This window comes from Streptomyces sp. V3I8 (assembly GCF_030817535.1).
Lineage (GTDB): Bacteria > Actinomycetota > Actinomycetes > Streptomycetales > Streptomycetaceae > Streptomyces.
On the sequence record NZ_JAUSZL010000002.1, the window covers coordinates 4,980,734 to 4,992,070 of the forward strand.

8 protein-coding genes are annotated in these 11,337 nt (G+C 70.5%); 5 read left to right on the forward strand and 3 right to left on the reverse strand.

Annotated features, from left to right (window positions below):
• Positions 1-123: 123 nt before the first annotated feature.
• Positions 124-327 carry a cold-shock protein gene (locus QFZ75_RS22160; RefSeq protein WP_033319512.1) on the reverse strand — a complete coding sequence of 68 codons (204 nt, stop codon included), beginning with the start codon at positions 325-327 and terminating at the stop codon, positions 124-126.
• Between the two features lie 356 nt (positions 328-683).
• On the opposite strand from QFZ75_RS22160, the gene QFZ75_RS22165 reads away from it, so the two are divergent.
• Both QFZ75_RS22165 and QFZ75_RS22170 read left to right on the forward strand, forming a co-directional pair.
• Entirely contained in the window at positions 684-1,565 is an 882-nt protein-coding gene (locus tag QFZ75_RS22165; protein WP_307539467.1) for a menaquinone biosynthetic enzyme MqnA/MqnD family protein, read from the forward strand.
• Between the two features lie 157 nt (positions 1,566-1,722).
• Positions 1,723-3,486 (forward strand): serine/threonine-protein kinase, encoded by a 1,764-nt coding sequence (locus QFZ75_RS22170; protein WP_307539469.1) that lies wholly within the window; start codon positions 1,723-1,725, stop codon positions 3,484-3,486.
• Between the two features lie 75 nt (positions 3,487-3,561).
• Here QFZ75_RS22170 and QFZ75_RS22175 read toward each other — a convergent pair whose 3' ends face one another.
• Positions 3,562-8,265: an FtsK/SpoIIIE domain-containing protein gene (locus QFZ75_RS22175; protein ID WP_307539470.1), complete on the reverse strand. Its 4,704-nt coding sequence runs from the start codon at positions 8,263-8,265 to the stop codon at positions 3,562-3,564.
• Positions 8,266-8,525: 260 nt separating this feature from the next.
• Between QFZ75_RS22175 and QFZ75_RS22180 the strand changes: the two genes are divergently transcribed.
• Positions 8,526-8,831, forward strand: a complete 306-nt coding sequence (locus QFZ75_RS22180) for a WXG100 family type VII secretion target (protein WP_149509900.1) — start codon at positions 8,526-8,528, stop codon at positions 8,829-8,831.
• 63 nt (positions 8,832-8,894) lie between these two features.
• Here the strand turns inward: QFZ75_RS22180 and QFZ75_RS22185 are convergent, their stop codons facing one another.
• Positions 8,895-9,587 carry a hypothetical protein gene (locus QFZ75_RS22185; RefSeq protein ID WP_307539473.1) on the reverse strand — a complete coding sequence of 231 codons (693 nt, stop codon included), beginning with the start codon at positions 9,585-9,587 and terminating at the stop codon, positions 8,895-8,897.
• Positions 9,588-9,748: 161 nt separating this feature from the next.
• On the opposite strand from QFZ75_RS22185, the gene QFZ75_RS22190 reads away from it, so the two are divergent.
• Positions 9,749-10,054 (forward strand): type VII secretion target, encoded by a 306-nt coding sequence (locus QFZ75_RS22190; protein ID WP_307539475.1) that lies wholly within the window; start codon positions 9,749-9,751, stop codon positions 10,052-10,054.
• Entirely contained in the window at positions 10,051-11,334 is a 1,284-nt protein-coding gene (locus QFZ75_RS22195; RefSeq protein WP_307539477.1) for a putative T7SS-secreted protein, read from the forward strand. Before QFZ75_RS22190 ends, QFZ75_RS22195 begins: the two co-directional genes overlap by 4 nt.
• Positions 11,335-11,337: the final 3 nt, after the last annotated feature.

The window sequence follows — 11,337 nt, forward strand, 5'->3', positions numbered from 1 at the left end:
GGCGTGGGCGTCGGGCAGAAAGGCAGGAGCCCCTCCACCTGGTGGTGTCGGGGCTCCTTGGGTCTTGCTTCTAGGTTCCGGATCAGAGTGCCGGGCTCGGGGAGCCCGGTCTCAGCCGAAGGATCAGACGGGGGTGACGTTCTCCGCCTGCGGGCCCTTCGGACCCTGGGTCACGTCGAAGGTAACCGCCTGGTTCTCTTCGAGGGAGCGGAATCCGCTCGCGTTGATCGCGGAGTAGTGGACGAAGACGTCCGGGCCGCCGCCTTCCTGGGCGATGAAACCAAAGCCCTTTTCGGCGTTGAACCACTTCACGGTTCCGGTAGCCATAAGCCCTCCTTGGGCCCAAAGGGTTGCCCTGCTCCAGAACCTGCAAGGTGTAAACAAAAGCTTGTAAACAACTGCATTCTTCTGAAAAAGACGAGAGCCCGCGGTCACATGCTCCGCAGGCTCTGTACTGCAAGGGAAACCAAACTGCAACTTGCGGAAGAGACTACCCACGAGGGCAGCCGAACGCAATAGAGGACAAGATCACGTCACCCGCGGGTTTGGCGGGGTCCCCCGGAGGGCTGACGATGCGGTATCACGTGGCGTCACAGGGGTTGACAGGACGGTGCGTGAGGCTTTCCGGACCACTCCGGGACCCTGGAGCCCGCACCGTACCGCATGGGGGTTAGCCTCGCGATGTGGACAATTCTCCTGAGTCATCCGAGGGGCGTCCCGACGCCCGCCGCTCCCGGCCGCGCGTCGGCCACATCCAGTTCCTGAACTGCCTGCCCCTGTACTGGGGACTGGCGAGAACGGGCACGCTGCTCGACTTCGAGCTCACCAAGGACACCCCGGAGAAGCTGAGCGAGCAGCTCGTACGGGGCGACCTCGACATCGGTCCCATCACCCTCGTCGAGTTCCTCAAGCACGCCGACCAGCTGGTCGCCTTCCCCGACATCGCCGTCGGCTGCGACGGCCCGGTGATGTCCTGCGTCATCGTCTCGCAGGTCCCGCTGGACCGGCTGGACGGCGCCAGGGTCGCCCTCGGCTCGACCTCCCGTACGTCCGTGCGCCTCGCGCAGCTCCTCCTGTCGGAGCGGTTCGGCGTCGAGCCGTCCTACTACACCTGCCCGCCCGACCTGAGCCTGATGATGCAGGAGGCCGACGCGGCGGTGCTGATCGGCGACGCCGCCCTGCGGGCCAACCTGCTCGACGGTCCGCGCTACGGCCTGGAGGTGCACGACCTGGGCGCCCTGTGGAAGGAGTGGACGGGCCTGCCCTTCGTCTTCGCGGTCTGGGCCGCCCGCCGCGACTACCTGGAGCGCGAGCCGGTCCTGACCCGCAAGGTCCACGAGGCCTTTCTCGCCTCCCGCGACCTCTCCCTGGAGGAGGTCGGCAAGGTCGCCGAGCAGGCGGCCCGCTGGGAGGCCTTCGACGAGAGCGTCCTGGAGCGCTACTTCACGACGCTCGACTTCCGCTTCGGCGGACCGCAGCTGGAGGCGGTCACCGAGTTCGCACGGCGGGTGGGCCCCACGACCGGCTTCGCGGCGGACGTGAAGGTCGACCTGCTGGAGCCGTAGGGACCACGGCCACGGGCCACGGCCACGGGCCACGGCCACGGCCACGGCCACGTCCCGAGCGCCGAGGTCCGCCGAGGACGGGCGGCACTACCCTGCTGGAGTGCGCGCGGGACGGGTATACGCACAGGGGCGTTTGTACGGGGGAGGTGCGGGTGCCATGCGGCCGCTCGAAGTCGATGAACCCACTGTCGTGGGGCCCTACCGGCTGCTCGGCCGGCTCGGCTCCGGCGGGATGGGCCGGGTCTATCTGGGCCGCAGCGCGGGCGGCCGTACGGTCGCGGTCAAGATCGTGCACCCGCACTTCGCGCTCGACGAGGAGTTCCGGGCCCGGTTCCGCCGTGAGGTGGAGGCGGCCCGGCGGGTGGGCGGCGCGTACACGGCCCCGGTCCTCGACGCCGACCCGGACGCACCGGTCCCCTGGGTGGCGACCGGCTACGCGGCCGGCCCCACGCTGACCGCCGCGGTCACCGACGCGGGCACCCTCGCGGACCATTCCGTACGGGTCCTCGGCGCCGGACTCGCCGAGGCGCTGTCGGCGGTGCACGGCCTGGGCCTGGTCCACCGGGACGTCAAGCCGTCGAACGTGCTGCTGACCCTCGACGGACCGCTGCTCATCGACTTCGGCATCGCCCGCGCGACGGACGGCACGGCCTCCCTGACCTCGACGGGCGTCTCCATCGGCTCGCCCGGCTACATGTCGCCCGAGCAGATCCTCGGCAAGGGCGTCACGGGCGCGGCCGACGTCTTCTCCCTCGGCGCGGTCCTCGCGTACGCGGCCACCGGCTCGTCCCCCTTCCCCGGCGACTCCTCGGCCGCGCTGCTCTACAAGGTCGTCCACGAGGAGCCCGAACTGGGCGCGCTCTCCGGCGAACTGCGGGAACTGGTGGCCGGGTGCCTCGCCAAGGACCCGGCCTCCCGCCCCTCCCCGGCGGCCGTCGCGACCGCCCTCGCACCGGAGGGCGCGGCCCGGCTGGTGGCGGTCGGCTGGCTGCCCGGCCCGCTGGTGGAACAGGTCAGCCGCAGTGCCGTACACCTCCTGAACCTGGAGGCGACGGGGGCGACCCCGGCACCGTCGGGAGTGGTGGGCTTCAGCAGCCCCTCGGTGGGGAGCCCCGCGGGTCCTCCGCGGGAGGATTCCGCCGAGGACGGCCCTTCGGCGGGGCAGGGGGTGCCCGGCGTCTTCGGCCCGCCCGACCCCTCGTACGCGTCCTACTCCCCGTACTCGCCCTACGCGCCCCACCCGCCCGGCGCCCCCGCCCGGGTACCGGAACCCCGTGATGCCGCCGGTGCCGGTGCCGGAAAGGTGTCCGTCAGCGTGGCGGCCACCTCCGTGCCGGGCGAGGGCGGCCGTGGCCGCAGGCTGAGCTGCACCGTCGCCCTCGCGGTGGCCGGCGCCCTGGCGGCGGTGACGGTCGGCTCGGTGTTCGTGTTCGACCTGCTGCCGGGCAGCGGCTCGGACGACAGCAGCGACGCGGGGCCCGCCGCCAGCGCGCCCCCTTCCGCCTCCGCCTCCGCCTCCGCCTCTGCCGGGAGCAGTGACGGCCCCTCCGCTGACGGGAGCGCCCTCTCCGCCGTACCGGAGTCCTACCTCGGTACCTGGGAGGGCGACGGGTACGCCCTCGACGGCAAGCTCCCGATGGGCACGGTCCGCGTCACGGTCCGCCAGGCCGGCGAGGGCGACCTGCTCGGCACCTTCCGCCAGACCGATCTCATCGGCGGCACCTGCGACACCGACCTCTTCCTCGAGGAGGTCACCGCGAAGCAGCTGGTCGCCACGAGCGTGGCCAAGCGGTCCACCACGTCCGAGTGCACGACGGGCCGGCACGAGGTCCGGCTGGTCCCGGTCGGCGACGGCCTGCGCTACGAGACGGACAACGCGGAGGCGGGCGACCCGGTGGCCCGCATGTCGAAGGTCCGGTAGCCGGTAGCCGGTAGCCGGTAGCCGGTAGCCGAGGGCCGGGGGCCAGTGGCAGACGGTGGGCGGCGGGCGGTGTGCCTACAGCGGCACGGTGACCGTGACCGTCTCCCCGTTCCCCAGGTGCAGCATGCCCTTGCCCGGGGTGACCGGCCCGCCGACCATGCTGCGGGTCGTCCGGATGCCGATCAGCTCACCGGCGCCGGAGTCCTGCGGGGAGAGCAGGAGCCCGCGGCGGCCCTTCTTGGCCTCGACCTGCCAGCCGGAGAAGCCGCTGCACACCTCCTCCTCGTCGCCGCCCAGGACCAGCGCGAGACCGCGGTCGGCGCCGCGCTGGACGAGCCGCTTGAGCTCGCGCTCGCAGTCCGCGTCCTCCAGGACCTCCCCGTCGTCGACGATGACCACGACCGGTTCCTCGGGACTGGCCGACCCGATCGCCTCGTCGAAGTCGTCGCTCTCGATGTCGTCCTCGGTGAAGACCTTCAACACGCCTTCCTGGCCGTCGAGTTCGCGCAGCGGCGACGGGCGCGGGGCGGCGATCACGAGGCGTACGCCCTGCAGGAGGTACGAGCGCGCCAGGTTGAGCAGCGCCGTGCTGCGGCCGGACTTCGCCGGGCCCGCGATCACGAACGTCGGCACGCCCTGCGAGAGGTCCGGGCCGAACGCCATGATGTCGTCGCCACCGATCCCCGCCAGGCCCCACAGCTTCGACTGCGCGACCGCCGGGTCCCGCATCTCCCAGGCCTCGGTGAAGCCGATCCGGGAGGGCAGCGAGTCCACCCTGAACGGCCGTCGCACCCGCGGCACCGCGGCGTCGCGGGCGGCCGCCGCCTCGCCGATCGCGGCGAGCGCGGCGGCCTGCCCCTGACCGGTGACGTCGTCCGACAGCAGCGCGAACTGCGTCTCGATCGCCGACTCGTTCTTGAAGCCGCGGCCGGGCGGAATCTCCTCCGGCACCTTGCGCGCGTTGATGCCGAGCATCGTGAAGTCGGAGCGGTCGGCGAGCCGCAGACCGTACTTCTCCTCGGTGAGCGAGGCCATCCGGCCGAGCAGCACCTGCCGGTCGCCGGTGACGACGAGGTGGATGCCGACGCTCGCGCCCTCGCGCATCATCGTCTGCAGCTCGTCGGTCAGTTCACCGTGGTTGTACTCGCCGAGCGTCGGCAGCCAGCCCTCCCACCGGTCGAGCAGCACGACGACGTGCGGCAGCCGCTCCTCCCCGGCGACGGACGCCCGCTGCTCACCGATGTCGGCGAACCCCTTGTCGGACAACAGGTCCTGACGCCGCGTCAGCTCACTCTTGAGCCGGGTGACGAGTCGGACGGCCCGTTCGGTCTGGTTGCGGGCGACGACGGCTCCGCAGTGCGGCAGCCGGGTCAGGGCGTTGAGGGCGCCGTTGCCGCAGTCGATGCCGTAGAGGTGCACGTCCGCCGCGGAGTGCGTACGGGCGATCGAGCCGGCCAGGGTGCGCAGGATCTGCGAACGGCCGCTGCGGGGCGCGCCGCCGACGATGAGGTGCCCGAAGGTGGAGAAGTCGACGACGACGGGCCGGCGGGCCTGGTCGGCGGGCAGGTCCTCGACACCGTACGGGGCGGGCGGCAGCTTGCCGGGCGCCCGTGCCAGGGCGGCGGCGTCCGGTACCTCGGTCTCGATCTCGTCGAGCAGCAGCGTCTCGGAGAGCGCGGGCAGCCACGGGCTGTGCTGCGAGGGGATTCCGAGCGAGGTGTTGGCGTCGCGAACGGCGTCGACGAGCACCTTGAGGTCGGTGATCTCCTCTTCCTCCCGCGACTCCACCTTGGGCTTGACCAGCGCGGCCCGCCCCAGGTCCTCCCAGCCGAGCGGTCCCGCCCAGGGCGCGAGCAGCCGCGGGTCGGCGGCGCCGGGCCGCCGGCCGCCCACGCGTCCCGACTGGAACGGTACGAGCGAGGCGTGCCCGAGCCGGACGTACGCGCGGCCGGGGGTGTTCTTGGAGATGTGCCCGGCCTCGGGGGAGTCGATGACGTCGCTCGACTCGCCGCCGTCCGTCACGCGCAGCGCGATACGGAGGTTGGTGTTGGCGCGGATCTCGGGGGAGACGACACCGCTCGGCCGCTGGGTGGCGAGCAGCAGGTGGATGCCGAGCGAACGGCCCCGCTGGGCGATGTTGACGAGTCCCGTCACGAAGTCGGGCAGGTCGCGCACCATCGAGGCGAACTCGTCGATGACGATGAGGAGCCGGGGCAGCGGCCGGTTCGACGGCTCGCGGCGTACGAGGTCCTGGTAGTCCTCGATGTCCTTGGCGTCGGCGGCGGCCAGGATGTGCTCGCGCCGGTGCAGTTCTGCGCCGAGGGACTCCAGGGCCCGCTCGACGAGGTGGGCGTCGAGGTCGGTGACCATGCCGACGGTGTGCGGCAGGTTGACACAGTCCTTGAAGGCGGCGCCGCCCTTGTAGTCGACCAGCACGAACGTCATGTTCTCCGGCGTGTTGGCCACCGCCAGCGCCGCCACGATGGTCTGCAGCAGCTCCGACTTGCCGGAACCGGTCGTACCGGCGATCAGGCCGTGCGGCCCGTCCCGCCGGATGTCGATGCCGAAGGGCCCGTCGTACGACTCGCCGACGACGGCCGTCGTCGACTGCCCGCCCATGCGCCAGCGCGCCGAGATCGCGTCGCCGGTCGGCGGCTCCAGCTGGAGCACGTCGAGCAGCCGGCTGGAGCCGGGCAGCGCCGAGTCCTCCGTCTCGCCGCTGATGTCCCGGAGGGGGGACAGGGCACGGGAGAGGCGCGCGCACCAGGCCGGCGACACGAAGTCCGGCCGTACGTCCCTGACCTGGGCGGTGCCCGTCTGCTCGACGCGCAGCCGCAGTTCGAGCGGCTTCCCCTCACCCTCCTGCCGGTCGTCGGCCTCGGCGGTGTGCCAGGCGTGGAAGGAGGGGAAGCCGTTGGCACCGGCCTGGTAGCCGAGGCCGGGCGGTGCGGCCGTGCCCGCCCCGGGGGCCGCGGGCTCCTGCGCCCCCCTGGTCCTGCTCTCTGCCCTGCTCTCGGCCTTGGGCTCGGCCTTGGGCTTCGGCTCGGCGATGACGATGGCCTGGCACTCGCCGGGCAGGAACCGCTCCTCCGCGTCCAGGCAGATCGCGTACATGCTGACGGCGGGCCCTTCCCGCAGCAGCCGTACGACGCCGGGCATGGACCGCAACCGGCGCGAACCGTCCCAGACGACGACGATGTCGGGGTCGGTGAAGTGGGTCTGGCGGCCGTTCTCCTTGGCCGCCTTCTGGCGGGCGTCGAGAAGCTGGGTCAGTTCGCCGATGCGGGTGCCGACGGTCTCGGCGTCCGTACCGATCAGGATGTTGGTGTCCTGGGCGCCGGAGGGCCGGGAGTGCGGCAGCCACCGGACCCAGTCCCAGACCGGCTGGGCGCTGTTCTCGGTCAGGACGTAGAACTGCACGTCCAGCGGGCTGTGCAGCACGGCGCTCTGCGCGACGATCCACCGCCCGATCGCCTGCGCCGAGTCGCCGGGCCCCGCGATGCCGACGACCCCGCGCTCACGCAGCGGTACGGCGACGGGGGCGTCCTCGATCTTCCAGGTGACCTCGCGCTTGTGGTCGTCCTGCTCGGGGTCGTCGAGCACGACCTCGGAGGACAGCTGCCCGCTGCCGACCCGGATGAGCAGGTGGTCGGCGTCGGTGCGGCGCCGCTCCCAGAGCCGGGTGCGGGGGCCGGTGCCCATCGACAGCACGGCGGCGGGGTCGGGCACGGCCTGCCGCCGGTCGAGGCGTTCGTCGACGAGGGCGTCCTGCGCGTCCTTCTCGATCCGCTCCTTGTGCTCCTTGTACTCCTTGACCTGCTTGGCATGGGACTTGCGCCCGTGCTTCTTGTCCATGAAGTAGTTGCCGAAGAGGATGACCGGGCTCAGCAACGCCATGATCAGGTAGTACCAGCGCCCGAAGATCATCACGGCGACGACGGCGCCGACGAGCGGGGTGATCGCCATCAGCCAGGGCAGCGGCCTGGCCTCGAAGTCACGCGGCTTGGCGGGCAGTTTGAAGCGGGTCTGGCGCTCGGGGGGCCGGAGGCGGGGCGGCCGGTTGTAGTCGAGGCCGGTGCCGTCCTCGGACCACTTGAGCGCGGCGTTCGGCGGGGAGTAGCGGTCGAGTTCGAGGAGGGTGTTGCCGACGGCGATCTGGGCGCCGAGCGGCCAGTCCTTGCCGTCGAGGGGTTCACCGTCGAGGGTGACGGTTCCCTCGTCCCCGTCGTCCCCGTGGAGGGCGACCTGGCAGGTTCCGTCCGTTGCAACTGACAACGTCAGCGCGCGGGGGGCGAGCTCGGGGTCGTCGACGCGGAGGGCGGCGGCGGGGCCGCTGCCGATGTCGTAGCGCCCGATGCCGAGCCGGTGCACGGAGCCGGCGGCGGGCCCGCCGGCCACGCGCAGCTCGACGAGCCCGGTCGGTTCGCCGGGCAGGCAGCCGGCGGGGTCGTACAGACTGACGACGGCGCCTTCGCGCAGGGGGGAGGTCGCGATGGTGGAGTCCGGGTCGACGGGACGGCCGTCGACGTAGGCGAGGGGCGAGCCGTCGCCGGTGCCGTGCGGCCGCCCGTGCTGCCCGTGCTGTCCGTGCTGCCCGATGGGGATGATCTGGGCGCCGCCGCTGACGCCGCTGACGCCGCCGCCGACGTCGCCGCTGTGGCCGACGTGGGCGGCCAGCTCCTTCGTTATGTCCCCCATGGAGGACTCGGGATCCGCGTCGAGCACGACGTCGGCGCTCGCGCCGCCGAGCGGATCGACGACGGTCAGAGTCAGGCGCACGATCGTCCTCCCGTATGGCCCTGCTGCTCACTCAGGGCTGCCGGACACCGCCCCGTGTACTGCCCAGAGACGATATCCGCTCCACCCTTCCCGCAGGCAACGGTGTACGTGCCGGTTCCCTGGAGGCTCTTGCGGGAACCGGGGTGTGCGGCTGCAAGCGCCCTGACTAAGCTGCATGCTCAGCGGACGATCGCATCATCCGCACCGGGAGCCACGGGGGTTGGCCCTGCGGCAAGTCGAGTTGCTACGGAGGACGCCACATGGCCGGCGGCAAAGACGCGGATATCACTTATGACGAGATGCACAAGGCGGCTACCAAGCTGACCGACGCCAAGGACAAGATCGACGAGAAGCTCGACTCTCTCGAGCGCTACATCCAGGGCCTCGTCAAGGACGGCTACACCACCCGCAAGGGCTCGCAGGCCTTCGAGGACTCCTTCACGGAGTTCAAGAAGGGCGCGAAGGACACGATCGAGGGCCTGACGGGCATGGCCAAGTTCCTGACGAGCGCCGCGAAGGCGTACCAGGACCTGGACGACGAACTGGCCAAGGGCGTCAAGGGCTGATCACCCGATCTCCTCGGGGCGCGGGAGCGGTGGGCACGTACGCGGTCCACCGCTCCCGGCGCCTCAAGGCCCGGTGCTGTCCGACCCGTCGGATCGCTGGTGGCGCATCAGGTACATGTGCAGTTCGCTGCGCTGCTCCTCCGTCGTGAGGACCAGCCAGGAACCGTCCATGAAGCGAATGCGCAGCTTCTTGCTGTCGTATGACGGCAGAGGATCCTCGATGACCGCCTGCTGCGCGGAAATCTCCGCTACGACCCGCATACGCTCTTCCCTGCGCAGGGACACCCGCTTGGGCGGTGCCGCGAAGAGGATCCGGTCCTGCGCCAGCGCGACGAACCGCTGATGGTGAGAGGAATGGCTGTACCAACGCAGCAAGAACTGGCCGGCCGCCGCGTTCCAGGCGCCGTCGAAGACGTGGTCGAGGCGCTGATCGACGATGATCTGGTCCCGTCGCTCGATGTCGCGGTCCTCCCTGCGGGCGCGCTCGCGCTCCTCCTCGGTCGACAGGAGGCGCTTGAGGGCTTCCTCGCCGGAGGCGAGCAGGCTGAACAGCATCGCGATCGGCATCAACGGGGCGACCAGTACGGCACCGAGCATGCCGAGCGGTCGCAGGAACGCCGGCCGCAGCGGCCCCGCACCGGCTTCCCGGTGGACGTCCGTGGGCGGCTCGGGAATCTTGCCGATCGTGCACCAGGCCGCAGCGTCCGGAGCGACACCGAGGCGACTCCGTGCGGCGCGGTCCGTGCTTCTGGACACGCTGTCCCACCTACCTTTTCCTCGTCGTCCACCGACCGGGGGCCGGTCCCGGTGGGTGAGCGTATCCGGGTACGGCGCGGAGGTGGAGGACACGGCAGCAACACGACCGCCTGCGCAACGGTTGAAACGTCCTGCATTATTCATTTCGGGGGAATTCGTCAATGGCCGACAGAACCAGGTACGACCTGACGCTCATCAAGGACTGCTCGCGCTCTCTGGGGAAAATCCATGACGAGTTCGAGCACAACGGGAACCCAGCAGACGATTACGGCGACGAGCTGGGGCACGGTGGGCTCAAGGAGGCCTTCGAGGAATTCGGCAGTACGTGGAAGAAGACCCGCAAGAAACTCATGAAGGAAATCGAAAAGCTCGCCGATGCCACCAGGGTGGCGGCGGAGAAGTATGAAGAGATCGACCACGAGCTGGCGAAGGCCATCGAATCGGCCAAGGGGGGGAGCAAGAAGTGAGCAGGCGATCCAGCGACTGGCCTCCCTTGTGGGACGAGGACCCGACTCCCGGAGACCCGAACGAAGTTGCCGCGCTCGGCCGCAAACTGCGCAAGACCGCCGAGATGATCGACGAACAGTCGAGGGTCATCAAGGCGCTGTCCTCGGTCGACGGCTGGGACAGCGATGCGGGACGTGCCTTCAACGAGGTGGCCGACGGAGCCGGCGACCGTCTGAAGAAGGCGTTCGAGCGATACGACGAGGCGGCCAACGCACTGGGCACCAAAGTCGCGGAAGGCGAGTCGAAGGAATTCGCCGGCGAACTGCACCGGGCCCAGACGAAGGCCGACAGGGCCCTGGCGGACTACCAGGAGGCCGAAGCCGAACACGATGTCGCCGACCGTGAGGTGAAGAAGTTCACGGACAAGTATCCCGTCGTGAGTCAGATCCCGGCGGCGGACAAGACCGAGTACGAACGGTGGGAGAAGAAGCGCGACGACGCGTTGGAAAGGATCGGCCAAGCGCGCAAGGCGGTGAAGGACGCCAGGGAGATGTTCGAGGATGCCGGGGATCGCGCGGCCAGGCACATCAAGAACGTGGTGCACCACGACGCCGTCCGTGATCCGGGCGGATTCATGAACTGGCTCGCCGACTGGGCGGACACGTTCTCCAACATCTCCGCGATCCTGTCGGTTCTGGCGGTCATCTGCGCTTTCGTACCGCCGCTGCAGTTCCTCGTGCCCATCTTCGCCACCCTCGCGGTGCTGTGCAGTGCGGCAGCGCTCGCCGGCCACGCGTACGACATGTCCGTCCGGGGCGGGAAGGTCAACTGGCTGAAGCTCGGAACCGACACCTTGGGAATCCTGCCCGGCCTGGGCGCACTCAAGGGTTTCCGGGCATTGGTGGGGCTCAAAGGCGTGGCCAAACTCAAGTCCTTCGGGAAACTCGGCACCTTCAGCTCGTTCAACGGTCTCGCCGCGGTCGACGGGATCGGGCACAACTTTCTCAACGGTCTCAGCGTGGGACTCACCAACAAGACGCTGGGCGCGGGCCTCGCGCTCGGCAAGAGACTCAAGCTCCCGAACCTCCCTGAGCAGTTCGTCCCCCTGGGGGGCAAGCAGATCACGGCGGCCATCAAGGGGGTGGGACTCGCGAGCGCCCTCAACCGGATGTTCCGTCAGGAGAACGGCGGGAGGACGGGTTACCAGGAACCCTCCGCGCCGATGCCTGTGCCCGCTCCGACGCCCAGCCCGTCACCCGGTCCCTCGCCCCAGCCGTTCCACGCCGCCCTGGCCGCGTAGGCG

Bases quoted from the DNA above. Each gene is read 5' to 3' on its own strand.
- QFZ75_RS22160 (WP_033319512.1), bottom strand. From the start codon at position 327: ATGGCTACCGGAACCGTGAAGTGGTTCAACGCCGAAAAGGGCTTTGGT.
- QFZ75_RS22170 (WP_307539469.1), top strand. From the start codon at position 1,723: ATGCGGCCGCTCGAAGTCGATGAACCCACTGTCGTGGGGCCCTACCGG.
- QFZ75_RS22180 (WP_149509900.1), top strand. From the start codon at position 8,526: ATGGCCGGCGGCAAAGACGCGGATATCACTTATGACGAGATGCACAAG.
- QFZ75_RS22190 (WP_307539475.1), top strand. From the start codon at position 9,749: ATGGCCGACAGAACCAGGTACGACCTGACGCTCATCAAGGACTGCTCG.